The 25071-nt window shown below is 73.6% G+C and carries 24 protein-coding genes and 1 tRNA gene; 4 read left to right on the top strand and 21 right to left on the bottom strand.

The genetic code is table 11. From position 1 onward, the window contains the following. Positions 1 to 79 precede the first annotated feature (79 nt). Positions 80 to 160: transfer RNA gene (locus tag KSK32_RS17055), tRNA-Leu, on the bottom strand. A gap of 90 nt (positions 161 to 250) precedes the next feature. On the opposite strand from KSK32_RS17055, the gene KSK32_RS17050 reads away from it, so the two are divergent. Further along, positions 251 to 2080, top strand: coding sequence for a hypothetical protein (locus KSK32_RS17050; RefSeq protein ID WP_216932104.1), 1830 nt, complete (start codon positions 251 to 253; stop codon positions 2078 to 2080). Between the two features lie 75 nt (positions 2081 to 2155). Here KSK32_RS17050 and KSK32_RS17045 read toward each other — a convergent pair whose 3' ends face one another. The 11 genes from KSK32_RS17045 to KSK32_RS16995 form a co-directional block, all read right to left on the bottom strand. Beyond that, entirely contained in the window at positions 2156 to 3487 is a 1332-nt protein-coding gene (locus tag KSK32_RS17045; RefSeq protein ID WP_216932103.1) for an NAD(P)/FAD-dependent oxidoreductase, read from the bottom strand. 103 nt (positions 3488 to 3590) lie between these two features. Next, positions 3591 to 4154: a hypothetical protein gene (locus tag KSK32_RS17040; protein ID WP_216932102.1), complete on the bottom strand. Its 564-nt coding sequence runs from the start codon at positions 4152 to 4154 to the stop codon at positions 3591 to 3593. A gap of 114 nt (positions 4155 to 4268) precedes the next feature. Continuing rightward, a complete protein-coding gene (locus KSK32_RS17035; protein WP_216932101.1) occupies positions 4269 to 5630 on the bottom strand; it encodes a DUF58 domain-containing protein in 1362 nt (453 codons plus the stop codon). After that, on the bottom strand, positions 5630 to 6628 hold the full coding sequence (locus tag KSK32_RS17030; protein ID WP_216932100.1) for a MoxR family ATPase: 999 nt from the start codon (positions 6626 to 6628) through the stop codon (positions 5630 to 5632). The genes KSK32_RS17035 and KSK32_RS17030 overlap by 1 nt, the downstream gene beginning before the upstream one ends. Further along, the gene (locus KSK32_RS17025) at positions 6628 to 7215 is read right to left on the bottom strand and encodes a hypothetical protein (RefSeq protein WP_216936164.1); all 588 of its coding nucleotides are present in this window, start codon (positions 7213 to 7215) and stop codon (positions 6628 to 6630) included. The genes KSK32_RS17030 and KSK32_RS17025 overlap by 1 nt, the downstream gene beginning before the upstream one ends. Next, entirely contained in the window at positions 7209 to 7940 is a 732-nt protein-coding gene (locus KSK32_RS17020) for a DUF4129 domain-containing protein (RefSeq protein WP_216932099.1), read from the bottom strand. The genes KSK32_RS17025 and KSK32_RS17020 overlap by 7 nt, the downstream gene beginning before the upstream one ends. A 19-nt stretch (positions 7941 to 7959) precedes the next feature. Then, positions 7960 to 8673, bottom strand: a complete 714-nt coding sequence (locus KSK32_RS17015; protein ID WP_216936162.1) for a uracil-DNA glycosylase — start codon at positions 8671 to 8673, stop codon at positions 7960 to 7962. A 19-nt stretch (positions 8674 to 8692) separates the two neighbouring features. Beyond that, the gene (locus KSK32_RS17010) at positions 8693 to 9397 is read right to left on the bottom strand and encodes a dienelactone hydrolase family protein (RefSeq protein ID WP_216932098.1); all 705 of its coding nucleotides are present in this window, start codon (positions 9395 to 9397) and stop codon (positions 8693 to 8695) included. A 236-nt stretch (positions 9398 to 9633) separates the two neighbouring features. After that, the gene (locus KSK32_RS17005) at positions 9634 to 10599 is read right to left on the bottom strand and encodes a hypothetical protein (RefSeq protein WP_216932097.1); all 966 of its coding nucleotides are present in this window, start codon (positions 10597 to 10599) and stop codon (positions 9634 to 9636) included. Further along, positions 10596 to 10928, bottom strand: coding sequence for a PadR family transcriptional regulator (locus KSK32_RS17000; protein WP_030271259.1), 333 nt, complete (start codon positions 10926 to 10928; stop codon positions 10596 to 10598). Before KSK32_RS17000 ends, KSK32_RS17005 begins: the two co-directional genes overlap by 4 nt. Positions 10929 to 10976: 48 nt before the next feature. Then, positions 10977 to 11165, bottom strand: coding sequence for a hypothetical protein (locus tag KSK32_RS16995; RefSeq protein ID WP_374226715.1), 189 nt, complete (start codon positions 11163 to 11165; stop codon positions 10977 to 10979). A 178-nt stretch (positions 11166 to 11343) separates the two neighbouring features. Between KSK32_RS16995 and KSK32_RS16990 the strand changes: the two genes are divergently transcribed. Beyond that, a complete protein-coding gene (locus KSK32_RS16990; RefSeq protein ID WP_222947856.1) occupies positions 11344 to 11535 on the top strand; it encodes a hypothetical protein in 192 nt (63 codons plus the stop codon). Between the two features lie 98 nt (positions 11536 to 11633). On the opposite strand, the gene KSK32_RS16985 is transcribed toward KSK32_RS16990, so the two are convergent. The 5 genes from KSK32_RS16985 to eno form a co-directional block, all read right to left on the bottom strand. Continuing rightward, positions 11634 to 12563 carry a Ppx/GppA phosphatase family protein gene (locus KSK32_RS16985; protein ID WP_216936160.1) on the bottom strand — a complete coding sequence of 310 codons (930 nt, stop codon included), beginning with the start codon at positions 12561 to 12563 and terminating at the stop codon, positions 11634 to 11636. A 124-nt stretch (positions 12564 to 12687) separates the two neighbouring features. Beyond that, entirely contained in the window at positions 12688 to 13197 is a 510-nt protein-coding gene (locus KSK32_RS16980; RefSeq protein ID WP_216932095.1) for an amino-acid N-acetyltransferase, read from the bottom strand. Position 13198: 1 nt separating this feature from the next. Continuing rightward, entirely contained in the window at positions 13199 to 13756 is a 558-nt protein-coding gene (locus KSK32_RS16975; protein WP_216932094.1) for a DUF501 domain-containing protein, read from the bottom strand. Between the two features lie 23 nt (positions 13757 to 13779). Next, positions 13780 to 14415: a septum formation initiator family protein gene (locus KSK32_RS16970; protein WP_216936157.1), complete on the bottom strand. Its 636-nt coding sequence runs from the start codon at positions 14413 to 14415 to the stop codon at positions 13780 to 13782. 28 nt (positions 14416 to 14443) lie between these two features. Next, on the bottom strand, positions 14444 to 15727 hold the full coding sequence (eno, locus tag KSK32_RS16965; protein ID WP_128138784.1) for a phosphopyruvate hydratase: 1284 nt from the start codon (positions 15725 to 15727) through the stop codon (positions 14444 to 14446). A gap of 213 nt (positions 15728 to 15940) precedes the next feature. Here eno and KSK32_RS16960 point away from each other — a divergent pair, with 213 nt between their 5' ends. Both KSK32_RS16960 and KSK32_RS16955 read left to right on the top strand, forming a co-directional pair. Beyond that, positions 15941 to 16633: a hypothetical protein gene (locus KSK32_RS16960; protein WP_216932093.1), complete on the top strand. Its 693-nt coding sequence runs from the start codon at positions 15941 to 15943 to the stop codon at positions 16631 to 16633. Continuing rightward, on the top strand, positions 16630 to 17550 hold the full coding sequence (locus tag KSK32_RS16955) for an NAD(+) diphosphatase (protein WP_289256299.1): 921 nt from the start codon (positions 16630 to 16632) through the stop codon (positions 17548 to 17550). Before KSK32_RS16960 ends, KSK32_RS16955 begins: the two co-directional genes overlap by 4 nt. 32 nt (positions 17551 to 17582) lie before the next feature. Here the strand turns inward: KSK32_RS16955 and KSK32_RS16950 are convergent, their stop codons facing one another. From KSK32_RS16950 to mfd, 4 genes are all read right to left on the bottom strand, one after another. Beyond that, positions 17583 to 19202, bottom strand: coding sequence for a DUF885 domain-containing protein (locus tag KSK32_RS16950; protein WP_216932092.1), 1620 nt, complete (start codon positions 19200 to 19202; stop codon positions 17583 to 17585). A 295-nt stretch (positions 19203 to 19497) separates the two neighbouring features. Then, positions 19498 to 20487: a nucleoside triphosphate pyrophosphohydrolase gene (locus KSK32_RS16945; protein WP_216932091.1), complete on the bottom strand. Its 990-nt coding sequence runs from the start codon at positions 20485 to 20487 to the stop codon at positions 19498 to 19500. Further along, positions 20484 to 21254, bottom strand: coding sequence for a SurA N-terminal domain-containing protein (locus tag KSK32_RS16940; protein WP_216932090.1), 771 nt, complete (start codon positions 21252 to 21254; stop codon positions 20484 to 20486). Before KSK32_RS16940 ends, KSK32_RS16945 begins: the two co-directional genes overlap by 4 nt. Before the next feature lie 47 nt (positions 21255 to 21301). Further along, positions 21302 to 24955 carry a transcription-repair coupling factor gene (gene mfd / locus KSK32_RS16935; RefSeq protein ID WP_216932089.1) on the bottom strand — a complete coding sequence of 1218 codons (3654 nt, stop codon included), beginning with the start codon at positions 24953 to 24955 and terminating at the stop codon, positions 21302 to 21304. Between the last annotated feature and the right edge of the window lie 116 nt (positions 24956 to 25071).

The following is a 25071-nucleotide window of genomic DNA, read 5'->3' as shown; positions in this document are numbered from 1 at the left end:
GAAAGACGTGCTACTCCAGGGTAGACGTGGGCGCAATCGCGCGCGCCACGGCTAGCTGTGGGAAACCTGAGAGTTCACGTGCCCGGGGCGGGGGTCGAACCCGCACGCCTTGCGGCAGCCGCTTTTAAGGCGGCCGTGTCTGCCGTTCCACCACCCGGGCGGGTGACACCGGCGCGTCGACACGCGCGGGTGCAGATCTCACCGTAGCGGCTCGGCCGCGACGCGGCGTACCCCGACGGGTGCGGCCGTTATGGTCGAGGCCGTGACCAGCGCCGCCCGCACGGCACCCGGGCCCGATCACGCCCGGGCGGCCCGCCCGGCGGCGGTCACGCGGCGGGTGACGGCCGCCGTCCGGCGGCACCGCGCGGACCTGCTGGCCGGGTTGGCGTTCGTCGCGCTCGCCGGGTGGCTCACCCACGGCCTCTGGCCGGCGCCGGGCACGCGGGTGCTCGCCCTGAACCCGGCCGACCAGACGCTGTACGAGTGGTTCCTGGCGCTGGACGCCCGTGCCCTGCGCGGTGAGCTGAGCCTGGTCACCGGCCGGCTGAACGCCCCGGACGGGGTCAACCTGATGGCCAACACGTCGGTCGTCGCGCTCGGCGTGCTGCTCGCGCCGGTCACGCTGGCGTTCGGGGCGCCGGTGACGTTCGCCCTGCTCGTCGCCGCGAACATGGCCGCCACCGCGCTCGCCTGGTACCTGCTGTTCACCCGCCTCCTGCGGGCCCGCCGGCTCGCGGCCGCACTCGGCGCGGCGCTCTGCGGCTTCGGGCCGGGGATGGTCTCGCAGAGCAACGGACACCTGCACATGACCGCGCAGTGGCTGGTCCCGGTGCTGGTCTGGCTCGTGGTCCGGCTGCTGCGCGCCGCCGACCCGGCCGGTCGCCCGGACGGCCCGGACCGCCGCCGGATGGCGTCCTCGACGGTCGGGCTCGCCGCTGTCGTCGCCGTGCAGGTCTTCGTCGGCGAGGAGGTGCTGTTCCTCGCCGCGCTCACGCTGGCGGTGACCGCTGTCGCGTTCGGGCTGGCCGACCGGAACCTGCTGCGCCGGGCCGGTGCCGGCTTCGCCGGTGGGCTGCTCGCCGCCGCCGGGCTGGCGCTGCCGGTGCTGGCGTATCCGCTGTGGGTGCAGTTCGCCGGCCCGCAGGGCGTCGCGGACGGGATCTTCCCGCCCGCCTACTTCTCCGCCGACCTGGTCGGCTGGACCCGTCTGTCCGCGCTGACGGTGTTCGGCAGCCCGGAGGCGGTACGGCTCACCACCGGCCCGGCCGAGTTCACCACGTTCCTGGGCTGGCCGCTGCTGCTCGTCGCCGTCGGCTGCGCGGTCTGGCTGGGCCGGCGCGCCTCGGTGGTGGCGCTCGTGGCCGGCGCGCTGGCGATGGCCGCCCTCGCGCTGGGGCCGGAGGTGGTGGCCGGCGGGGAGCGGACCGGGATCCCCGGCCCGTACGCGCTGCTGGCCGGGCTGCCGGTGGTCGACGGCGCGCTGCCGACGCGTTTCGCGCTGGCGGTGCTGCCGCTCGTCGGCACCGTGCTCACCCTCGCCGTGCACCGGGCGCTCGGCGAACCCGGCCGGGCCCGCCGGGTCGTCCCGTGCACGGTCGGCGCAGCGCTGCTCAGCGTCTTCCCCGCGCCGCTGCCCACGATGGACCGGCCGCCGCTGCCCGAGTTCGTCACCGGCGGCCACTGGCGGCAGTGCGTACGCCCCGGCGGGGTGCTGGTGCCGGTGCCCACCGCCACTCCACCGGATCCCTGGCCGATGCGCTGGGCCACCGCCACCGGTGTCGCCTTCGCCATGCCGGAGGGCTTCTTCATCGGCCCGTACGGCCCGGACGGCTCGGCCACCATGGGCACCTGGCAGCGGCCCACCTCGGCGCTGCTCGCCGACGTGGCCCGCCGCGGCGTGGCACCCGCGGTCGGTGACCGGCACCGCCGCCAGGCCGTCCGGGACGTCGAGTTCTGGCACGCCTCGTGCGTGGTGGTGACCGACGACGCGCCGCACGCGGAGCTGCTGCGCCGCACCCTGGAGCAGCTCTACGGGCGGCCGGGGGTGCGGCTCGCCGACGCCTGGACCTGGCGGTTCTGAGGCCGAGCGGCGGTTCAGTGCCCGGACACGGCGAAGGGCCCCTCCCGCACGGAAGGGGCCCTGTCGCGAAGGGCGTCAGACGCGCGCGGCGACCGGCGGGGCGGACGCCTCGGCGAACTCCTCGCGCGGATCGTGCAGCTGGCCCAGCGCGACCACCTCACGCTTGAGGAAGAACGCCAGCGTCCAGTCGACCACCACGCGCACCTTGCGGTTGAGCGAGGGGATCCGCGACATGTGGTACGTCCGGTGCATGAACCAGGCCGGCCAGCCGGTCATCTTGATGCCGTAGACCTGCGCCACGCCCTTGTGCAGGCCGAGGCTCGCCACGCTGCCGACGTGCTTGTGCTTGTAGTCGACCGGCTCCCGCCCGCGGATCACGTTCGCGATGTTGTCGGCCATCCGCGCCGCCTGCCGCACCGCGTGCTGGGCGCTCGGGGAGCAGAAGTTGCCCGGCTCCTTGGTCAGGTCCGGTACGGCGGCGCAGTCGCCCGCGCTCCAGGCGCCCTCGACCACCCGGTCGCCGTCCACGATCTGCAGCGTCGGCCGGCAGGTGACCCGGCGGCGCTCGTCACGCGGGAAGTCCGTCGCGTCGAGCATCGGCGACGGCTTCACCCCGGCCGTCCAGACGATGGTGTCGGACGGGAAGGTGTCGCCGTCGGAGAGCTTCACCACACCGTCGACGCACGACTCCAGCCGGGTGTCCAGGCGGATGTCCATGTCCCGCTTCATCAGCTGCTGCACCGTGTAGGCACCCATGTCCCGGTCGACCTCGGGCAGCACCCGCTGGGTCGCCTCGACGAGCACCCAGCGCATGTCCTCCGGCTTCAGCTCCGGGTAGTAGCGCAGCGCGTCCCGGGCCATGTCCTCCATCTCGGCGAGCGCCTCGATGCCGGCGTAACCGCCGCCCACGAAGACGAACGTCAGCGCGCGGCTGCGGACCGCCGGGTCGGTGGTGGAGGCCGCCACGTCGAGCCGGTCCAGCACGTGGTTGCGCAGGAAGATGGCCTCGCCGATGGTCTTGAACCCGATGCCGTTCTCGTGCAGGCCGGGGATCGGCAGGGTGCGGGAGACCGAGCCGGGGGCGACGACCACATGGTCGTACCGGATCTCCCGGGCCGGGCCGCTGATCGGCTGCACCACGGCGGTCATGCGGTCGTGGTCGATCCGGGTGACGGTGCCCGCCACCACGGTGCACTTGCGCAACTCCCGCCGCAGCGGCACCACGGCGTGCCGAGGGGAGATGTTGCCCGCCGATGCCTCCGGGAGGAACGGCTGGTACGTCATGTGCGGCTGCGGGTCGACGACGATGACCTCGGCCTCACGCCTGCTCAGCTTCTTGGACAGGCGCAGAGCGGCGTACAGGCCCACGTGACCGGCACCCACGACAAGGATCCGCTTCGGGTTCACGTCATCTATCTTTCCCCGGGTGCTTCGGGTAATCCCGCGCGAGACCCCCTTCTGTGACGGAGCACAACCGGTGTGACCTGCGCAACGTCCCCGGAGCGCTGCGTCATCGGCGCCGGAGCAGCCAGCCCAGGAGCGCGCTCAGCCCCACCGCCACCAGCAGCCCCGCCACTGTCGCCGCCTGTGAGCCGTCGGTCCCGCCCACTCCCCCGAGCCACGCCAGCACCACGCCGAGCACGGCACTGGCGAGCACCACGCCACCCGCGCGGCCCAGCCACCGCAGCACCACGTCCGGGTCGATCAGCCCGTCGTAGGGCAGCAGCGCGGCGAGCGCGCAGAGCGAGTGCGCCAGGTAGAGCAGCGTCGCCACGGCGAGCAGCCGCCACAGCGCCGGCGGCCGGTCGAAGCCGAGCGTGGCCAGCAGCCAGCCGCCGACAGTCACCAGCGCGGTGAAGGTCGGCCAGATCCGGCGCGGCCCGACCGCCGGCAGCACCGCGGCCACCGTCAGGGCCAGCAGCGAACGCGCGGTGAGGGCCTGCACCGGGTACGCGAGCAGGAAGCCGGCGAGCACGGTGAGGAAGATGCCGCCGCGTACGAGCAGCGGCAGCGGGCTGACCCGGGCGGCGGCGAACCGCAGCGCCCGCACCCGCTCCACCAGGGCATCCGTCACTGAGCCGGCCTTTCGTTCGCGACTGCGGGACTCCGCTCCGCTGCGTTCCTCGCGCTCACTGAGCCGGCCTTTCGTTCGCGACTGCGGGACTCCGCTCCGCTGCGTTCCTCGCGCTCACCGCAACCCTGCCTTCGGGGCGGTCGCCAGCCGGGCCACGTCGCGCAGCACCTCGTCCAGGCTGCCGGCGCCGGCCCAGCGCACCACCGGCACCCCGTGCTCGCGGAGCTGGCCGATCATCGTGTCCCGGTCCAGCCGCCACAGCCGGTACGCGACCTCGGCCCAGCCCCGCTCCTTCGGCACCGGCAGCTCGGCCGGCAACGTGTCCACCGCCACCACGAACCGCCCACCACGGGCCAGCCGGGCGAGCATCTGCGCGGACCGCTCGTCGAGCAGCGGGCTGAGCACCACCACGAGCGCGTCCGAGGAGAGCACCTGCGGGCCGAAGACCTGGTCGTACGGCTCGTGCGGCGACGACTCGGCCTGCACGTCGAGCAGCCACTCCAGGACGGTCAGGTACTGCCGCCGCCCGGTGGCCGGACGCAGCCGGCGCGCGGCCGGACCGTACTCCAGCATCGACACCCGGTCGCCGCGGTGCAGGTAGTGCTCGGCGATCGCGGCGGCGGCCCGGACGGTGGTGTCCAGCACCGACGCGGTCCCGTTCACGCCACCGGAGCGGCCCGCCTCGGCCAGCACGTCCAGCAGCACCACCACCTCGGCGTCCCGGTCCGACAGCGTCGCCGCGACGTGCAGTTGCCGGGCCCGCAGCGACACCCGCCAGTCGATCCGGCGCAGCCGGTCGCCGGGCGCGAACACGCGTACCCCGGCGAGTTCGCCGCCCTCGCCCGGCCGCCGCGAGCGGTGCGCGCCGACCAGCCCGGCGGCCCGGGGCATCGCCTCGACCGCGTCGAACGGCTCGGTACGCGGATAGACCCGGGCCCGGATCGGGTCGGTGAGCACCGCGCGGGAGACCAGCAGCCCGTCGGCGGCGGCGACCCGCACGCCGGCCGGGCCGATCGGGTGCCGTCCCCAGCGCAGGGCGGTGCCGGTCAGTTCCAGGTCGACGGCGCTGCCCCGGGGTACCGAGGTGACGAACGGGCGGTCCGCGCCACCGGAGCGGCTCACGTCCAGCCCGGCGCCGCCGAAGCCGACCTGCTCCACCCGCAGCCAGCGCGACATCCGGGTCCGGACCACCGCCAGGTCGTACCCGACCAGGTCGGGGTTGGCCACCGCGACGGTGGCGGCCAGCGGCGCGCCCTCGACCAGGTGGGTGTCCCCGACGCCGAGTTCCAGCTCGGGCAGCGCGGCGGGGCGGCGGCGCAACGCGTACGCGGTGCCGAGCGCGAACGGTGTGGCGAGCACCACCAGGTCGATGCGGCCGAGCAGCACCGCCGCGACGAGCAGCACGCCGGCGAGCAGCACGGCCCGGCCGAGCGCCCAGGTGGGCGCCCAGCCGCTCGCCGCGTCGGCCCGGTCCATCAGCGGCCGGCGGCGTAGCTGGGCAGCGCGCCGCTGGCCGGCGCGGGCGTGGAGTCCAGCACCTCGCCGACCACGAACGACGGGTCGACGCGGCGCAACCACATCTCCGGCCGCAGCGTGATCCGGTGCGCCAGCGCGGGCGCCGCCACCGCCTTGACGTCCTCCGGCACCACGTAGTCCCGGTTGGCGAGCACCGCCCGCACCCGGGACAGCAGCAGCAGCGCCAGCGAGCCACGCGGGGACGCGCCGACGAGCACCGACGGGTGCTCCCGGGTCGCCGCGGTGAGCGCCACGATGTACCGGCCGACCGAGTCCTCGACCACCACGTCCTCCAGCGCGGCCTGCATGGCGCGCAGCGTGGCGGCGTCCACCACCGGCTTGATCTCCGCCTCCTCGCGGCGGCGGGCGATCCGGCGGCGCAGCACGTCCCACTCCTCGTCGTGGCTCGGGTAGCCGAACGACACCCGCAGCAGGAACCGGTCGAGCTGCGCCTCGGGCAGCGGGTACGTGCCCTCGTACTCGATGGGGTTGGCGGTGGCCAGCACGTGGAACGGCTCGTCGAGGCGGTAGGTCACGCCCTCGACCGAGACCTGCTTCTCCTGCATCGCCTCCAGCAGCGCCGACTGCGTCTTCGGCGGCGTCCGGTTGATCTCGTCGGCGAGCAGCAGGTTGGTGAACACCGGGCCGGCGCGGAAGGCGAAGTCGCCGCTGCTCTGGTCGTAGAGGAACGAGCCGGTCACGTCGGCGGGCAGCAGGTCCGGGGTGAACTGGAGCCGCCGGAAGTCCAGCCCGAGCGCCTGCGCGAAACAGCGCGCGGTGAGCGTCTTGCCCAGGCCGGGCAGATCCTCCAGAAGCACGTGACCACCGGCGAGGATGCCGGCCAGCACCAGCTCCAGCGCGTCCCGCTTGCCGACCACGACGGTGCCGACCGCGTCCAGGACGGTCCGGGCGAGCCGGCCCACCTCGGCGGGGGGCATGCTCCGGTCCACGTCGTTCATCAGATCTTCTCCAGTTCGGCGACGATCGCCGCGAGGTCGCGCGGCGACGGAGGGCGGCGGACGGGGGTGGCGAGGAACGTCCACAGTGGCTCGCCGAGCACCGCCCGGGCGCGGGCCGGGTCGGACTCACGGGTGACGCCGTGGCGCTGGCGCAGCCGTTCGTCGGCCAGCTCGCCGAGGCGGGGCAGGACGCGCTCGGTGAACCGCTCCTGGTTGCCGGCGCACCAGTCCAGCGGGCGCTCCCAGCCGTTGATCGCGGTTCGCAGCGCGTCCCGCGCGGACCAGTTCCAGGTGCCGGGCTCCTCACCGGCGGATGTCCGGGCACCCGCACGGGGCGGCGGCGGGGGTGACAGCGCGGTGGTGACCCGGCGTACGGCGAGCACGGCGAGCACCCCCGCCACGACGATCCAGATCGGCACCTTCAGGCCGACCGCGCGCAGCCCGACCACGACCACCACCACGACGGCGGCGGTGACCGTGGCGGTACGCAGCAGCAGGCGCGCCCGGCCGCCGCCCGAGGGGCGGACGTCCTCCCCGGCGGGCTCCTCGCCGAAGGAGAGCAACTCGTCGATGCTGGTGCTCACGATGCCTCCCCCGCCAGGCTCGTCAGCTCGCCGCGCAGCCGCCGCAACGCGGCGCGGGCCTGGTCCCGGGTGTGCTCGTCGACCGGGTGCGTGGCGTACCGGGCCTCCCGGTAGACGTGCGCGAAACCGTCGAGCACGTCGGCGCTGGCGATCGCCGGGATGCCGGCCGCCGGGTCGCCGCGCAGCAGCCGGCCGACCAGGTCGGTCGGGGTGTCACCGGTGTGCCGGGGCACACCCGCGTCCTCGGCGGCCTCCTCCAGGCGTACCCAGCAGGCGATCACCGCGGTCCGCGGGTCGGTGGAGCGGTCGTCCAGTTCGACGAGTCCGGCGTCGAGCGCGGCCACCACCTCGCGGGCGGTCCCCTCGGCGGTACGCCGGGTGCGCCGCACCGGCACCGCGCGGGTCGTGCGACGCAGCGCGCCCCGGAGCACGTTCCACAGGACGTACCCGACGGCGACCAGCACCGCCGCTGACGACAACACCAGGGCAGCGGTCGCCAGCCAGCCCGGCACACCGCCCGAGGTGGGCTCGCCGGCGTCGCGGGGTTCCACCGGGATCGACGGCACCGCCTCGGGCGACGGGTAGTCCGGCACGTACGGGATGGTGTCGGCGACGGGCGGGATCCGGCTGGCCCCGATGGCGGAGTGACCGGCGGCGAACGCGGCGAGCGCGAGCAGCACCGTCACCGCGGCGACCGGCCACCACCTGCGCAGTACGCCGAAATCCATCCCACCGCCTCAGGTGTTCTCAGTCCACCCCGGCCAGGTCCTTCGCCCGGGTGAACACGTCGTCCAGCATCGCCGGTGTGAGCCGTCCGGTGAAGGTGTTCTGCTGGCTGACGTGATAGCAGCCCAGCAACGCCGGCACCGACTCGCCGGACCAGTGTGCCCCATGACCGAACACCGGTCGCGGTGTGGGCGGTCGCCGCCCGTACACCTGGCGTAGCACCGGCCACCACGCGGCCCACGCGAACGCGCCCAGCGCGACCACGACGCGCAGCGTGGGCCGGATCAGTTCGACCTCGCGGTGCAGCCACGGCGCGCAGGTGTCCCGCTCGGCCGGGGTGGGCTTGTTGTCCGGCGGCGCGCACCGCACGGCCGCGAAGATGCGGGTGCCGTACAGCGTCAGGCCGTCGTCGGCGGCCACGCTCGTCGGCTGGTTGACCAGCCCGGCGCGGTGCAGCGCCGCGAACAGCACGTCACCGGACCGGTCCCCGGTGAAGATCCGGCCGGTGCGGTTGCCGCCGTGCGCCGCGGGCGCCAGGCCGAGGATCGCGATCCGCGCGTCCGGCGGGCCGAGGCCGGGCACCGGCCGCCCCCAGTAGTCCTGGTCGCGGAACGCCGCCCGCTTGACCCGGGCCACCTCCTCCCGCCAGGTCACCAGGCGCGGGCAGGCGAAGCAGTCACTGACCGCGCCGTCGAGGTCGGCCAGGTCGGCCGCCCGCACGGCGCGGGCGACCACGTCCTGCGGGGTACGCGACTCAGCCAAGCTTCGCCCGGAACAGTTCCAGCGTGCGGGCCCAGGCGGTGGCGGCGGCCCGCTGGTCGAAGTGCTCGGGCCGGTCCTCGTTGAAGAACGCGTGCGAGGTGCCCGGGTAGTCGAACGTCTGGCAGGTGCCGCCGGCGGACTCGATGGACCGGCGTACGCTCTGCACCCCGTCGGCGGCGGAGAGGCCGTCCGCCTCGGAGCAGTGGATGAGCGCCGCCTTCCCGGCGTAGCCGGCCCAGCCGCCTTCGTCCGCCGCCCCGACGGCCATGCCCTCCCAGGGCAGGCGGGGGTAGAACCCGGCGGTGGCCACGATGCGCTCGGAGAACGTGCCGGACCACAGGGCCAGGCTGGCGCCCGCGCAGAACCCGGCGCAGCCCACCTTGCCGGTGACCTCGGACCGGCCCGCCAGGTACTCGGCGGCGGCAGCGATGTCGCTGGCCGCCTCGTCCATCTGGGAGCTGTTCAGAATCAGCCGCGGCTCGGTCGGCTTCACGGCCGGGCCGCCGTGCCGGAAGTCTGGCGCGAGGGCGACGAAACCGGCCTCGGCGAAGCGGTCCACCACGGCCCGGACGTGGGGCACCAGTCCCCACCAGTCCTGGATGACGATGACCGCCGGGCTGGCCGCACCGCCGGAGGGTATCGCGAGATACCCCTCGCTCGTCCCTCCGTTGCCGGTGAAGCTCACCATCTCGCCCATGGGCCCGTCCTCCTTGCGGTCAGTCAACGTTGGCTGGTCGCACAGTTGGCTGTTACGTGCCGGTAGCGTGCCACGCGGTGAGCGGCCCGGGGAAGACGGAACAACAGTGGCATTCACCTCCTGTCGGCCTCACATGAGGCCAGTGGACGTCCTGCACCACGACCCGGCGAGATCTTGGAGGAATCCGGCCCCCATGAGGGCCCTTTCCTTCCAAGATCTCGCCGGGTTCGAGTGCGTCAGGGGGTCGACGTGGGTGCCGGGGAAGCGCTGATGGTGGGCGCGGTCGGGGTGGATGTGGTCGGCGTGGGGCTGTCCGTGGGCGTGGGTACGGGCGGGGCGGTCGACGGCGGGGCCGGCGGGCCGAACGGGGCCCGCTCCGGGCAGTACGGGTAGGTGTGCTGCATCTCCGGCGCCACACCCGAACCGTCCATGCAGCTCGGCCAGCCGAGCCGGATCGGCACGCCGTTCTGGTCGAACAGCCGCGCGTCGCGGATCAGCCGCCCCTGCTGGTCGTAGACGAAGACGTCCTCGATCCGGTCGAACCGCCGGTCCTCCGACGTCTGCTCGTAGCCGCTGTAGTGGTCGGAGCTGGCGTTCCGGTCCACATCGACGAGCACCGCGAAGCCGAAGAGCAACAGCGCGGCCGTACCCAGCCGGTGCAGGCGGCGCGGCCAGCCGGTGAAGCCCGCGGAACGGCGGCCGAGCCACAGTGACGCGACCACCGCGCCGATGAGCAGCAGCAGGCCGGCCGACGCGTTGTCGTTCGGCCGGGGCAGCAGACCGAGCGGGCCACCGCCGAGCATCGCGCCGATCAGCAGGGCGGCCAGCCAGCCACGGAGCAGCCACCAGGCCGGACGCAGCGGACGCAGGAAGTCGCTCACCGTCGCGTGCCCGAGCACCGGGCCGAGCTGGCGGTCCAGCAGGCGCACCTGAGTGGCCGCCTGCTCCCGCGCCTCGGCCAGGCGGTGGAAACGCGCCGGTCGCCGCCCCTCCCCGGCGCCGGCGGCGGCACGCAGCTCGGCCGCGTACGCCTCGGGGGTGCCCAGCCGGTCCACGAGCGCGCCCTCGCCCTCGGCGGCCACCTCGGCGAGGTGTTCCGGCAGATCCTCGGTCAGCTCGTCGCGGACCCTCGGCGGGAGGTCGGCGAGCGCCGCGCGTACCCGGTCGACGTAGTCCGTGATCTCCTGCCCAGTGACGGTCATGCCGCCATCCCCCGATCGTCGAGCAGTGCGTCCATGGTGGTGGCGAACGAGCGCCACGTCTTGCCGGAGCGGGTGAGCTGGTCGCGCCCGGCGGCGTTCAGCGAGTAGTACTTGCGGTGCGGCCCGGACTCGCTGGGCACCACGTACGTGGTGAGCAGACCGGCCGCGAACAGCCGGCGCAGCGTGCCGTAGACCGAGGCGTCGCCGACCTCGGTGAGGCCGGCCTCGCGTAGCCGCCGCAGGATGTCGTAGCCGTATCCGTCCTCGTCCTTGAGCACGGCGAGCACCGCCAGGTCGAGCACGCCCTTGAGGAGCTGCGTGGTATCCACGCTCAGCACACTAGTGCGCATTGCGTACTACCGTCAACGACACAGCACCTACAGGCGAGCGGTCCACCCGATGAAACGGTCGAACAGGTCGGCCGGATTCGGGTTGGTGCGCAGCAGGTCGGCGGTGGCGTCGAACAGGCAACCGGCCATGAGGACCGACAGGGCGACGCGGTCGCGCCGGTAGTCCAGCAGCAGCAACAGGCGGGCCGGCTGGCACGGCCAGGGGGCCGCGCACACCCGGCACAACCACAGGGGCCGCATCGGTACGTGCGGCCGCACGACACGGCGACCCCGATCGGGTACGGGAGAACAGCCCTTCACGCTCATCCCCCGATCCTGCTCGCACCGTTGGCGATCGTCAACCCCTATCGCTGTTATCGATCGTCGAACAATCGCAGCTACCTACCGTCAAGGGGTGGTCGAGTTCGTGGGAATCGCCGAGATCCGAGACATGCTCGGTGGCGTCTCGCGTGCCCGCGCATCAGTGGTCGCCTCGCGGCGCGACTTCCCCGCGCCCTATCAGGTACTCCGGATGGGCCAGATCTGGCGCAAGTCCGACGTCGAGAAGTGGATCAGGGAACACCGCCCCGACCTGGCTACTGACTGACGCCCGGCCCTCCCTGTTGACCAAGGAGTTGGCGTCCTCTGAGGCGCCCTGATCGGACACAAACTCCTTGATCACCGCCGCGAGAAGGCGGACGAGGGCTAGGCGAGACTCCAGGCGATGCCGTCGAGGATGTCGTGCTCGGAGGCGACCACCGACGGCATCCCGGCCCGCTCCATGATCACTCGCAGCACCAGCGCGCCCGCGCCGATCACGTCGGCCCGCCCCGGGTGCATCACCGGGTACGCCAGCCGCTGCTCACTGCTCTTGCCGAGCAGGTCGGCGGTCACAGCGGCCACCTGCTCGTACGAGATCCGGGCGTGGTGGATGCGGCTCGGGTCGTACTCCTGGAGCCCTTGCGCCAGGGCGACCACAGTGGTGACCGAACCGGCCAGCCCGACCAGCGTTGCGGCCTCCCGGCCGGGCACGGCGGCGAGCGCGCGGTCGACGGCAGCGGCGACGTCGGCCTCGGCGGCGGCGACCTGCGCCGCGGTCGGCGGGTCGCCGTGCAGGTGCCGTTCGGTCATTCGGACGCAGCCGATGTCCACCGAGATCGCGCCGCGCACACCGTCGGCGCGGGTGCCGACGACGAACTCGGTGGAGCCGCCGCCGATGTCGACCACCAGGTACGGCGGCTCGGCGTCGGCGGGCAGGCCGCGCACCGCGCCGGTGAACGACAGCCGGGCCTCCTCGTCGCCGGTCACCACCTCGGGCGCTACGCCGAGCGTGCGCTCGACCATGGCGCGGAAGTCGGCGGCGTTGGAGGCGTCGCGGGAGGCCGAGGTGGCGCACATGCGTACCCGCTCGGCACCGGACTTCTCGATCTCGGCCGCGTAGTCGGCGAGCGCGACACGGGTCCGCTCGACGGCCTCCGGGGCGAGCATGCCGGTCTGGTCGACGCCCTGCCCCAGCCGGACGATCTCCATCCGCCGCGAGACGTCCACAAGTGGCGCCGAGTCCCCCGCCGACGCCTCCGGCAGGTCGGCGATCAGCAGTCGGATCGAGTTGGTCCCGCAGTCGATGGCGGCCACACGCGCACTCACGGCGCCCACCCTACGGCAGCCCACCCCCACGTCCGCACGATCATGAGGTTGACGGCGACAAACCGGACGCCGAACGCCGCCAACTTCATGATCGCCCGGAGAGGCCGCGACCTCAGAGGCGCAGCAGCATCCGGGTGTTGCCCAGCGTGTTGGGCTTGACCCGTTCCAGGTCCAGGAACTCGGCCACGCCCTCGTCGTACGAGCGCAGGAGCTGCTCGTACACCGGCTGCGGGACGGGGGCGCCGTCGATCTCGCGGAAGCCGAACGAGCCGAAGAAGCCGGTCTCGAACGTGAGCACGAAGATCCGGGCGATGCCCAGCTCCCGCGCCGCGTCGATCAGCTCACCGACGATCCGGTGCCCGATCCGGTGGCCCCGGCAGGACGGGTCGACCGCGACCGTCCGGATCTCGGCCAGGTCCTCCCACATGACGTGCAGCGCGCCGCACCCGACCACCGAGCCGTCCGGCGTCACCGCGACCCGGAACTCCTGCACGTCCTCGTACAGCGTCACGGTCGCCTTGCTGAGCAGCCGCCGGTCGTCGGTGTAGGTGTCCACAAGCCGCCGGATGCCGCGCACGTCGGTGGTGCGGGCCCGGCGCACAGTGATCTCGTCGGCGCTCATCTCACCGGGCCGGTGGCACGTCCACGCAGGGGCCGGCCGCCCACCACTTCTCCACCAGCGCCAGCGTCTCGTCACCGAACGGGTTGACCCCCGGCCCGGCGGCGAGCGCGTGCCCGAGGTGCACGTGCAGGCACTTCACCCGCCCCGGCATGCCGCCGGCCGAGATGCCGGCGATCTCCGGCACCTCGCCGATCGCCTCCCGGCGGGTCAGGTAGTCCTCGTGCGCCGCCCGGTACCGCGCGGCCAGCTCCGGATCCTCGGCGAGCCGCTCGGCCATCTCCTTCATCAGCCCGGCCGACTCCAGCCGGCTGCACGCCGCCGTGGCACGCGGGCAGGTCAGGTAGAACAGCGTCGGGAACGGCGTGCCGTCGGCCAGCCGGGGCGTCGTCTCCACCACGTCGGGCAGGCCGCAGGGACACCTGTGGGCCACCGCGCGGGTGCCGCGCGGCGGGCGTCCGAGCTGCGCGGCCACCGCGGCCAGGTCGGCCTCGGTGGCCGGCTGGCGTTCCGGCGGGGGTACGGAGTCCGCCGCCGGCTCCTGCGGTGGTACGACGCTCAAGGAAGTGCCTCTCGGATCAAAGCTCACTTGTCGGGGCGCTCGGCGTTGGCCGCCCGCACGCTCCCCCAAAGGGTGTCGTACCAGGGCTCGGGCGGCTTCGACGCCCCCGGCCCCGCGTCCCTGCCGGCGTCCTTCGCGGCGCCCTCCGGGTCGGACAGCACCACGAGCAGCGTCTCGCCCGGCTTGCCCATGAAGAACCGCTCCCGGGCCTGCGTCTTGACGTACTCCGGGTCCTGCCACTTGGCCGCCTCGGCGGTGAGCCGCTCGATCTCGGCGCGCTGGGCGGCCTGCGCGGCCTCCATCCGCTCGATGTCGGCCTGCTGGTCCAGGTAGACCCGGACCGGATAGGTGTACGCCAGGGCGAGCGCGATCAGCACCGCGAACAGCACCGTGGCGCGCCCGGTGAAGCGCCGGGGTTGGGGTGCGGTGAGCCGCTTGACCGGGCCACCGGCGGCGGTACGCCGGGCCGCGGCGGGGCGGCTCGCGGGGCGTACACCGTCGGTGGCACGGGACGCGCCGGGTGACCGGCCGGCGGCGCGCGCCTCCGCGCGGACGCCGTTGTCGCGGGCCGTGGACCGGACCCGGGCGCCGCCCGTCCGGCCGGGCTGACCCGGCCGACGGGCGGGCCGCTGGCCACCCGGTGTGCGGCGCTGCTGCATCGTCACACCCCTCCCCCGGAGCGCTCGCTCAGGCCGAACGGTAGCGCGGGAAGGCGCCCGCACCGGCGTACCGCGCCGCGTCGGCCAGCTCCTCCTCGATCCGCAGGAGCTGGTTGTACTTGGCCACCCGGTCCGAGCGGGCCGGCGCGCCGGTCTTGATCTGCCCGCAGCCGGTGGCGACGGCCAGGTCGGCGATGGTGGTGTCCTCGGTCTCGCCGGAGCGGTGGCTCATCATGCACTTGAAACCGGCCCGGTGGGCCAGGTCGACGGCGTCGAGCGTCTCGGTGAGCGAACCGATCTGGTTGACCTTCACCAGCACCGCGTTGGCGGCCCGCTCGGCGATGCCTCGGGCGATACGCTGCGGGTTGGTCACGAACAGGTCGTCACCGACGATCTGGATGCGGTCGCCGAGCGCGGCGGTGAGGGTGGCCCAGCCGCTCCAGTCGTCCTCGGCCAGCGGGTCCTCGATCGACACGATCGGGTAGTCGCCGGCGAGCTTGGTGTAGTAGTTGCTCATCTCCTCGGCGCTCTTGGCGCTGCCCTCGAACGTGTAGGTGCCGTTGTCGAAGAACTCGGTGGCGGCCACGTCGAGCGCGAAGACGATGTCGGTGCCGAGCCGGTAGCCGGCCTTCTCCACGGCCTCGGCGATCAGGTCCAGCGCGGCGGCGTTGGTGGGCAGGTTCGGGGCGAAGCCGCCCTCGTCGCCCAGGCCGGTCGACAGGTCCTTCTTCTTCAGCACCGACTTCAGCGCGTGGTAGACCTCGGCGCCGGAGCGCAGCGCGTCCCGGAACGTCGGCGCGCCGATCGGCGCGATCATGAACTCCTGGATGTCGACGTTCGAGTCGGCGTGCGCGCCACCGTTGAGGATGTTCATCATCGGCACCGGGAGCAGGTGCGCGTTCGGGCCGCCCAGGTAGCGGAACAGGCTCAGCTCGGCGCTGCCGGCGGCGGCCTTGGCCACGGCCAGGGAGACGCCGAGGATGGCGTTCGCGCCCAGCTCGCCCTTGTTGTCCGAGCCGTCGATGTCGATCATCTTCTGGTCGATCAGCCGCTGCTCGCTGGCCTCGTAGCCGATGAGCTGGTCGACGATCCGGTCCTCGATGTTCGCGACCGCCTTCTCGACACCCTTGCCCAGGTAGCGATCCTTGTCACCGTCGCGCAGCTCGACCGCCTCGAAGGCGCCGGTGGAGGCGCCGGACGGCACCGCGGCGCGGGCGATCGTGCCGTCGTCGAGCCCGACCTCGACCTCGACCGTCGGGTTGCCCCGCGAGTCCAGGATCTCCCGGGCGACGATTCCCTCGATGGTTGCCACTGAGTCGCTCCTCGTTTGTGTGGTTCCGGTCCGGTATGGGCCGCGACGGTGCGGCTGAGGCAGGTGTTGAACGCAGCGTATCGGTCCCCGCCCTGCCGCACCCCGCTCGGGGCGGCCCCCGAGGCGCCTGCTGAGACGGACATTCCCGGATTACCGGGCGTCAACCGGCAACCGGTTTGCGAGAGGTTGCGTCAATCGACAAGGCTGGGCATCATGCCTGCCGCCTCGACGACTCTCCGCGTGCTCGCCGCCTCGGTCATCGCGTCGCTCTCGGTCACCGGCTGTCAGGCCCTGGACGACGCCAACGTCGCGCTCGGCCGCTCCGACCTGGTCAACGACCTCGCCGCGCGGATGGACCGGGCGCTGGAGCAGACCTGGGCCGCCGACTACCAGCTCGACGGGGGCCGGACCGCCTCGATCGCGCAGACCAAGAAGCCACTGCGGTCCACGTACACCTGGCCGGGCGGCAAGATCACGGTGACGCAGGAGTCGGTGACCCGGTGCGCCAGCACCGCCGCCCGCACCTCCTGCACCGTCTCGCCGCCCGTGCTCACCGCCGGGAAGCCGTCGGTGGTCGTCTACGACGAGGCGCGCAAGCAGGGCCTGGTCACGCCGCCCGCGGTGATCCGGCTGCTCACCGACGCGGCGCTGGCGCCGGACGCGGTCATCGAGCAGAGCGACACCACGCTCGCCGGGCACCACGCCACCTGCGTCGACGTCACCCACGACGGGGAGCGCTTCACCGCCTGCGTGACGAACGAGGGCGTGCTGGGCAGCTTCTCCGGCGCGCTCGACGGCAAGCCCGCCGAGGTGACGCTGAGCCGCTACACCGAGAGCGTCGAGGCCGCCGCGTTCGCCGTGCCGGCCGGCGCCGGTGTGGTGGACCGCCGCCCCGCCACGTCGTGACCCCACCCGGCGGTTCCGCATCCGGCGCCGGGGGTCGGGCCGCCGACGGTTCCTCGTCCGGCGCCGGGACTCGGGCCGTCGTCGCTCGCCCGCCGGGCACCGGATTCCGGCCCGCGGCCGACCACGGCCGGGCGCCGCACCCGGACGACCTTGCGCTGCCCGTCGCCGGCCGGAAACTGCTGACCGGCCCGGACGCGCAGCCGCTACGGGTCGGCGCGCTGCCCGGCGACCTCGCCTGGACCCCGGTCGGCACGCTCGACGGCACCCCGACGTGGGCGGCCGAGGTGACCGATCCGGAGTCGCTGCCCGGCCGCTGGCGGAGCTGGCGTGGCCTCGCCGCCGAACTGCCCGCGCCCCGCGCCGACCTGGCCGGGCGGGCGCTCGCCGTGGTCACCTGGCGGCGTACGCACAGGTGGTGCGGCGCGTGCCGGGCCGAACTGGCCGACGTGCCGGGCGAGACCGCCCGCCGCTGCCCGGACTGCGGGCTCACCGTGTTCGTGCCGCTGTCCGTCGCGGTGCTGACCGCGATCACCCGCCCCGGCCCGGCCGGTGGTCCCGGCCAACTGCTGCTGGTCCGCCACGCGCAGGGGCCGACGCAGCTGTGGGCGCTCGTCGCCGGGTTCGTCGAGGCGGGCGAGTCGCTGGAGGCAGCGGTACACCGTGAGGTCGCCGAGGAGGTCGGCCTGACGCTGCGGCGACCGGCGTACGTGGACAGCCAGCCGTGGGCGCTGTCCGGGCCGGGCACGCTGCTCGCCGGATTCACCGCCGAGGTCACCGACCCGGCCGCCGAACCGCTCGTCGACGGCACCGAACTCACCGAGGCGCGCTGGTTCCCGGCCGACGCGCTGCCCGCCGAGTTGCCACCCGCGTACTCGCTGTCGCGCTGGCTGATCGACGCGGTCGCCGCCGGCCGGTGACGGCAGGCCGGGTCACCGCCGGGCGGTGAGCCTCACACCCCCAGCAGCGTCCGCAGGTGGCGCGGCGGCGGGCAGTCGTGCGCCAGCATGGCGTCGTGCCAGTCGCGCACCGGCACGCCGTCCGGCCGGGCGGCGGCGATGCCGGCCATCTCGCTGTAGCCGACGAAGTAGGTGGAGAGCTGCGTCGAGGTGAGCAGCGCCCGCCGCCACTTGCCGGCCGCCTCGCCCTCCTCCTGGAAGCCACGCCCGGTCATCAGCGCCATCGCCTCGGACTCGGGCAGGTCGTCGCAGTGCACGAGCTGGTCGAGCAGCGCGTTGATGGTCATCCGGAGCTGCATCTTGAGCTGCTGCAACCGCACCGGCAGGCCGCCGAAGCCGAGCCCGGCCATCAGCTCCTCGGCGTAGACCGCCCAGCCCTCGACGAACACACCCGACTCGGTGAGCGCGCGGACCCGGGTCGGGCCGTCGTACCGGCGGGCGTGGGCGAGCTGGAGGAAGTGGCCGGGCATCGCCTCGTGCACGGTCAGGTTGCGGATCATGTGGTCGTTGTACTCGCGGTAGAACGACTCGACCCGTTGCGCCGGCCAGTCCGCCGGGGTGGGCGAGATGCAGTAGAACGTCGGCACGTCGGCCGTCTCCAGCGGGCCCGGCGAGTCGCAGTAGGCCACCGCCACGCCCCGCGCGAACTCCGGCATCTCCTGGATCACGCACGGGTCGCCGACCATGCTGACCAGGTCGTGGTGGCGGACGAAGTCACTCGCCTCGTCCAGCGTGACCGAGGCGAGGTCGACGATCGTGGCGTCGTCCGGGTGCTCGGCGGCGAGCAGGTCCAGCGCCCGGCGTACCGTCTCGTCGTCGGCCGGACCACCGACCAGCTCGACCGACGCCGCGCGGATCTCCTCGGTGACCCGGTCGAGGTTGGCCCAGGCGCGGCGCTGCACCTCGGCGGCGCTCAGCTCGGTGTCGAGCGTGTGCCACAGCCGCGCCTCCCACCGCCGCCGGCCCAGCCGCGGGTCACGCCCCGGGCCGGCATCGGCGGCCAGGCCCTGCCGCAGCCAGGCCACGAACTCCTCCAGCGCGGCGATCGCGTCGGTGGCCGCCGGGCCGACCCGGTCGCGCAGCGCCGGCGCCTCGGCCAGCAGACCGGGCACCTCGTCGCGGATCAGCGCCGCCGTACCGGTGAACTGCCCGACCGCCGTCTCCGCGTGGACCCGCGGCATGTCCCGCAGCGTCGCGCGCGCCGTGGACAGCGCATCGGGTACGGACGACAGACGCCCGGCGAGACTGGTCAGGCGCTCCTCGGCCGGGGCGAAGGGACGGGCCAGCAGGGCGTGCAGCAGCGGCCCCGGATTGTGGCGCAGCGGATCCCACTCGTGACCGCGGATCTCGGTGGCCTCGAACAGACCCCGGTCGACGAGGCTGGTGAGCAGTGCGTGGTCGACGCTCTCCGCCACGTCGAGCGCGTCCGGGTCGATCTCCGCGAGCGCGTCGGCCGCGTCCTTGAGCATCGCCTGGTCGGCGGCGAGGGCGTCGGCGGAGAGATCGGGTAGCCGGTCGTCGTAGCGGTGGTCTCCGGCGGAGGTCGCCAGCCCGGGCCGGCTCTCCAGCAACGCCTCCACGATCCGCTCCGCCAGCGGCCCGAACGACTCCATCCCCCGACCCTACCGACCTTCTCGCCCACTCTCCTGCCTCGCCGTCCCTTCCCCTTCGCGTTGATCAAGGAGTTCGCGTCCTCGCCAGCGCCCGCCCCCGACCCAACCCCCTTGATCGGTTGGTCGGGCGCGGGCGGCGTAGATCTTGGACGCAAACGGCCCCTATAGGGGCCCCGGCCCGCCAGTCGACTCGGCGATCTTGCAGTTTGCGCCCGGGCAGATGGGGCATTTACGGCACCGCTCGGGCCGAAAGTGCAAGATCGCGGGGAGGGGCGGGGGCGGGTGGGGAGGCTGGTCAGGCGGGGCGGCTCGGGGTGGCGCGTTCGGCGGCTCTGACTGCTTCGGCGTACGCCAAGGTGGCCCGGCGCAGCGCGGCCTCCGGGTCGATGCCGGCCTGCCGAGCGGCGGCGACAGCGGCCAGCAGGCTCGCGCCGAGCCGGGCCTCCGGGTCCACCTGCGACTCGGCCAGCGGGGGCGGTACGGCGAGGCCGACCCGGCCGGCCCGGTCCAGGATCTTCGCGGCCAGCGAGAGCGCGGGCTGGCTCAGCGCGATGCCGTCGAGCACCGAGTCGCGGGTCTTCTCGGCCCGCTTGATCCGCTCCCAGTTCGCCTCGATCTCCTCGATCGAGCCGGCCGGCTCGCCGGAGAACACGTGCGGGTTGCGCCGGACCATCTTGTCGACCAGGGTGCCCGCGACGTCGTCGACGGTCCAGCTCTTGCCCTCCGGCAGGTTCTCCGCCAGCCGGGCGTGCAGCAACACCTGGAGCAGCACGTCGCCCAGCTCCTCGCGCAGCGCGTCGGTGTCGTCGGCGCTGATCGCGTCGTACGCCTCGTAGCACTCCTCCAGCAGGAAACCCGACAGGGTCCGGTGGGTCTGCGCCCGCTTCCACGGATCGCCGCCCGGGGAGGCCAGCCGGTCCATCACCTCGACCGCGTCGAGCAGCCGGGCACCGGGCGGATCCCACGAGCCGTACATCAGCTCCAGCTCGGCCAGGCCGGGCTCCCGGGCCAGCCGCAGCCCCAGCTCACGGGCCAGCGTCTCGTCGCCGGCCGGGCCGGCCAGCCACACCGCGCCGCCGTGCGCCGAGGCGGCTTCGAGCAGAGCCTGGGTCGCACCCTCGGTCACCACGCTGACCTCGGCGCCGGACATCCGGACCGCCCGGGTCAGCTCGCTCTCCGCACCGGCGAGGACCGGCGAGGACCGTACGGCGTCCCAGGCGGCCGAGGTCAGCAGGCCGGCGGGGAGCCGGGGTGAGGTGACGAGCAGGACGATGCGCGCGGTCATACGGCTCCGGGAGTCGGCGAGTCACCGGCCGGCGCCTCCGGCGTCGAGATGTCGGTGACCGGGCCGTCCTGGTCGACGTACGGCAGGGAGTAGAAGACGAGCGACTGGCCGGTGTTGACCAGCGACGGCACCCCGGTGACCCCGAAGCGCGGGTTGACGCGGACGTCCGACTTCTCGGCCTGCTCCTGGAGCGCGTTGCTGAGCGCCGTGGCGCTGCGCACGAACCCGGCCTCGCCGAACGCCTGCCGCACCTCGGCGACGCTCAGGCCCGGCTGGATCGCCCCGGTCTTCTCGATGGCGCGGTAGACGGCCATCAGGGACTCGTCGCTGAGGTCGGCCGGGGGCAGGCTCTGCTGGAGCGCGGCCGAGAGGTCGTACCACTCGCCCCACAGCTTCGTGTACTCGGTGGTCGCCGGCATCCGGAGCTGCTGCTGGAGCTGCTCCGGGGAGACCTCGTCGGTGACCTGGAGGCCCTTGTCGGCCGCCACGCGCTTGCCCAGGTCGAGCGCGACCAGCAGGTTCAGCACGTCCTGCCGGGTCACCGAGGACCGCAGTTCCTCCGGCGACGGCGTCTGCGGAGCCTGGGTGCGGACCGCGTCCGCGTACTGCCGCTGCGCGTCCTCGTAGATCGCGTCGACCCGGTCGACGGAGTACCGGGTGTCGCCGACGTAGGCGGCGACGTCCGGGGCGGAGCGGCCACAGGCGGCGAGAGAGAGCGCGGCGAGGGCCGCGACGCTGACGGCGACGAGGGAACGGCGAGCACGCATGAGGGTCACTCTCTCACGGCGAGTACGGACCTGTGACTCCGCCCACCTCATCGCACACCCGCCCCGGACCGGGTGACACCGGCGAACTCCTCGGGCTTGCCGAGGACATCGGCCAGGAGTTGCCCGCACCACTCCAGCAGCGCCTGGTCGCGCAGCGGCTCGCCGCCGATCCGCCGGGTGCTCGGCCGGGGCACACTGACCTGGTCGAGCGCCTGCTTGTAGACCGAGTCCGGGTGGTAGCGCTTGAGGCGCATCTGCTTCGAGTCGGGCAGCGGCAGCGGGCCGAACCGGATGTGCTTGCCCTGCATCGACACGTCGGTCAGCCCGTAGCGGCGGGCCAGCAGCCGGAACCGCGCCACCGCGACCAGGTTCTGCACCGGCGCGGGCGGCTCGCCGTACCGGTCGGTCATCTCGGCCACCACCTCGCGCAGCCGTTCCTCGTCGCGCGCCTCGGCGAGCTTGCGGTACATCTCCAGGCGCAGCCGCTCCACGGCCACGTAGTCGTGCGGCAGGTGCGCGTCGATCGGCAGGTCGACCTTGACCTCCGTCTCCTCCTCAGTGCTCTCGCCCTTGAAGGCGGAGACCGCCTCGCCGACCATCCGGACGTACAGGTCGAAGCCGACGCCCTCGATGTGGCCGGACTGCTCGCCGCCGAGCAGGTTGCCGGCGCCGCGGATCTCCAGGTCCTTCATCGCCACGTACATGCCCGCGCCGAGTTCGGTGTGCTGGGCGATGGTCGCGAGCCGCTCGTGCGCGTTCTCGGTGAGCGGCTTCTCCGGCGGGTAGAGGAAGTACGCGTACGCCCGCTCCCGGCCCCGGCCGACCCGGCCGCGGATCTGGTGCAGCTGGGCCAGGCCGAGCAGGTCGGCCCGCTCGACGATGAGCGTGTTGGCGTTCGGGATGTCGATGCCGGACTCGACGATCGTGGTGCAGACCAGGACGTCGAACTCCTTCTCCCAGAAGCCGACCATCACCTTCTCCAGCGCTTCCTCGCCCATCTGGCCGTGCGCCACCGCGACCCGGGCCTCCGGCACCAGCTCCCGCAGCCTGCGGGCCGTCTTCTCGATCGACTCGACCCGGTTGTGCAGGTAGAAGACCTGACCGTCGCGCAGCAGCTCACGGTGGATGGAGGCGGCCACCTGCCGGTCGTCGTACGCGCCGACGAACGTGAGCACCGGGTGCCGCTCCTCCGGCGGGGTGGCGATGGTGGACATCTCCCGGATGCCGGTGATCGCCATCTCCAGCGTGCGCGGGATCGGCGTGGCCGACATGGCGAGCACGTCGACCGAGGCGCGCAGCGTCTTCAGATGCTCCTTGTGCTCGACGCCGAACCGCTGCTCCTCGTCGATGATCACCAGCCCGAGGGACTTGAACCGGGTGGACGCCTGGAGCAGCCGGTGGGTGCCGATGACGATGTCGACGGTGCCTGCGGCGGCCATCTCCAGCGTCTGCTCGGTCTCCTTCGGCGTCTGGAACCGGGACAGCTGCCGGATCGACACCGGGAACTGGCTCATCCGCTCGGCGAACGTGTTGTAGTGCTGCTGCACCAGCAGCGTGGTCGGCACCAGCACGGCCACCTGCTTGCCGTCCTGCACCGCCTTGAACGCCGCCCGGACCGCGATCTCGGTCTTGCCGTAGCCCACGTCGCCGCAGATCAGCCGGTCCATCGGGACGGTCTGCTCCATGTCCCGCTTGACCTCCTCGATGGCGGCCAGCTGGTCGGGCGTCTCCTGCCAGGGGAACGCGTCCTCCAGCTCCCGCTGCCACGGGGTGTCGGGGCCGAAGTTGTGCCCCTTGGACGCCTTGCGCGCGGCGTAGAGCTGGATGAGCTGCGCGGCGATCTCACGGACCGCCTTGCGGGCCCGGGCCTTGGACTTCTGCCAGTCCGAGCCGCCCATCTTGTGCAGCGTGGGCTGCTCGCCGCCGACGTAGCGGGAGAGCTGGTCGAGCTGGTCGGTGGGCACGAACAGGCGGTCGCCGGGCTGGCCGCGCTTGCTCGGCGCGTACTCGATGACCAGGTATTCGCGGCTCGCGCCGTTGACAGTGCGCTGCACCAGCTCGACGTACCGGCCGATGCCGTGCTGCTCGTGCACCACGTAGTCGCCGGCCTTCAGCTCCAGCGGGTCGATGGTGTTGCGCCGCCGGCTGGGCATCTTGCGCATGTCGCGGGTGGAGGCGCCCCGGCCGCCGGTGACGTCGTTGCCGGTGAGCAGCACGAACTTCGACGCCTCGTCGACGAATCCGGCGGTCAGGCAGCCGCACGACACGAGCAACTCGCCCGGTGCGGGCGCGGCGGGCACCTCCTCGGTGAGCCGGGCGCCGAGACCGGCGTCGCGGAGCACCTCGACGGCCCGCTGGGCGGGACCGTGCCCCTCGAACACGAGGGCGATGGACCAGCCCTCACCGGCCCAGCGCAACAGGTCGTCGACCACCCGGGCGGTCTCGCCGTGGTAGAGCGGAGCCGGCTGGGCGGCGAGGCTCACCGCGATGGCGTCGTCGGGGGTGACGTCGACAGCGGCCGGCTCGTCCTCCCAGGGCTGCCGGGCCGGTGCCGCGTCCGCCTCGACCAGGCCGAACGGCGCGAGCGTCCACCAGGGCTGGCGCAGGACGCGGGCCGCCGTGCGTACCTCGGCCAGGGTCTTGAAGGCGGCGGCGCCCAGGTCGACTGGGGCCTGGCCGCCGACGGCGGCCGCGGCCCAGCTGGCCTGGAGGAACTCCTCCGAGGTACGGACCAGGTCGTGCGCGCGGGTACGGATGCGCTCGGGGTCGCAGAGGAGTACGTGGGTGCCGGTCGGCATGCAGTCGACGAGCAGTTCCAGCGCGTCGGCGCCGATCAGGGCGGGGGCGAGCGACTCCATGCCCTCGACCGGGATGCCCTCGGCCAGCTTGTCCAGGATCTCGGCCAGCTCGGGGTGCTCGGCGGCCAGCGCGACGGCCCGCTCCCGCACCGCCGGGGTCAGCAGCAGCTCCCGGCACGGCGGCGCCCACATCTGCGCGACGCCCTCGATGGTGCGCTGGTCCGCGACCGCGAACGTGCGGATCTCCTCCACCTCGTCGCCCCAGAACTCCACCCGGGACGGGTGCTCGTCGGTGGGCGGGAAGACGTCCAGGATGCCGCCGCGTACGGCGAACTCGCCGCGTTTCGTGACCAGGTCGACCCGGGCGTACGCCATGTCGGTGAGCCGGCGGGCGACGTCCTCCAGGTCGGCCTCGTCCCCGGCGGCGAGCTGCACCGGTTCCAGGTCGCCGAGGCCCTTGAGCTGCGGCTGGAGCAGCGACCGGACCGGCGCGACGACGACCCGCAGCGGCCCGGTGCGGCCGTGCGCGTCGGCGGCGTCCGGGTGGGCGAGCCGGCGCAGCACGGCGAGGCGCCGCCCGACCGTGTCGGAGCGGGGCGACAGGCGCTCGTGCGGCAGCGTCTCCCAGGAGGGGAAGACCGCCACCTGCTCCGGCGGGAGCAGGCTGCCCAGCGCGGAGGCCAGGTCGTCGGCCTCGCGGGTGGTGGCGGTGACCGCGAGCACCGGGCGGCCCGCGCCGCCGGCCGGCTCGTCGGCGGCGACCGCTGCCACCGCGAACGGGCGCAGCGCGGCCGGGGCGGTCAGGTCGAGCCCGTCGACCTGCGCGGCACCGGAGCGCGCCAGGTCACGCGCCCGGGCCAGCCCCGGGTCGGCCAGGGCGGCGGAGAAGAGTCCGGTGAGCATCAGTGATCACTTCCAGCGGATCGACACACGACGACGACCCCGCGTCCAGCCGGACGGGGGGTGCACCGTTCGAGCCTATCCCCCTCCACCGACGAACCGGGCCCGCCCGATCTTCG

The sequence above is a fragment of the Micromonospora sp. WMMB482 genome (assembly GCF_019038635.1).
Lineage (GTDB): Bacteria > Actinomycetota > Actinomycetes > Mycobacteriales > Micromonosporaceae > Micromonospora > Micromonospora marina.
The sequence above is the reverse complement of the archived record's forward strand: the minus strand, read 5'-3'. Positions and strand labels throughout refer to the sequence as shown.

What these genes read in the sequence shown, in the direction of transcription:
- KSK32_RS17050 (WP_216932104.1), top strand. Translation starts at nt 251, where the DNA reads ATGGTCGAGGCCGTGACCAGCGCCGCCCGCACGGCACCCGGGCCCGAT.
- KSK32_RS17035 (WP_216932101.1), bottom strand. Translation starts at nt 5,630, where the DNA reads ATGGACCGGGCCGACGCGGCGAGCGGCTGGGCGCCCACCTGGGCGCTC.
- KSK32_RS17030 (WP_216932100.1), bottom strand. Translation starts at nt 6,628, where the DNA reads ATGAACGACGTGGACCGGAGCATGCCCCCCGCCGAGGTGGGCCGGCTC.
- KSK32_RS17020 (WP_216932099.1), bottom strand. Translation starts at nt 7,940, where the DNA reads ATGGATTTCGGCGTACTGCGCAGGTGGTGGCCGGTCGCCGCGGTGACG.
- KSK32_RS17010 (WP_216932098.1), bottom strand. Translation starts at nt 9,397, where the DNA reads ATGGGCGAGATGGTGAGCTTCACCGGCAACGGAGGGACGAGCGAGGGG.
- KSK32_RS17005 (WP_216932097.1), bottom strand. Translation starts at nt 10,599, where the DNA reads ATGACCGTCACTGGGCAGGAGATCACGGACTACGTCGACCGGGTACGC.
- KSK32_RS16980 (WP_216932095.1), bottom strand. Translation starts at nt 13,197, where the DNA reads ATGAGCGCCGACGAGATCACTGTGCGCCGGGCCCGCACCACCGACGTG.
- KSK32_RS16970 (WP_216936157.1), bottom strand. Translation starts at nt 14,415, where the DNA reads ATGCAGCAGCGCCGCACACCGGGTGGCCAGCGGCCCGCCCGTCGGCCG.
- KSK32_RS16960 (WP_216932093.1), top strand. Translation starts at nt 15,941, where the DNA reads ATGCCTGCCGCCTCGACGACTCTCCGCGTGCTCGCCGCCTCGGTCATC.
- KSK32_RS16950 (WP_216932092.1), bottom strand. Translation starts at nt 19,202, where the DNA reads ATGGAGTCGTTCGGGCCGCTGGCGGAGCGGATCGTGGAGGCGTTGCTG.
- KSK32_RS16945 (WP_216932091.1), bottom strand. Translation starts at nt 20,487, where the DNA reads ATGACCGCGCGCATCGTCCTGCTCGTCACCTCACCCCGGCTCCCCGCC.
- KSK32_RS16940 (WP_216932090.1), bottom strand. Translation starts at nt 21,254, where the DNA reads ATGCGTGCTCGCCGTTCCCTCGTCGCCGTCAGCGTCGCGGCCCTCGCC.
- mfd (WP_216932089.1), bottom strand. Translation starts at nt 24,955, where the DNA reads ATGCTCACCGGACTCTTCTCCGCCGCCCTGGCCGACCCGGGGCTGGCC.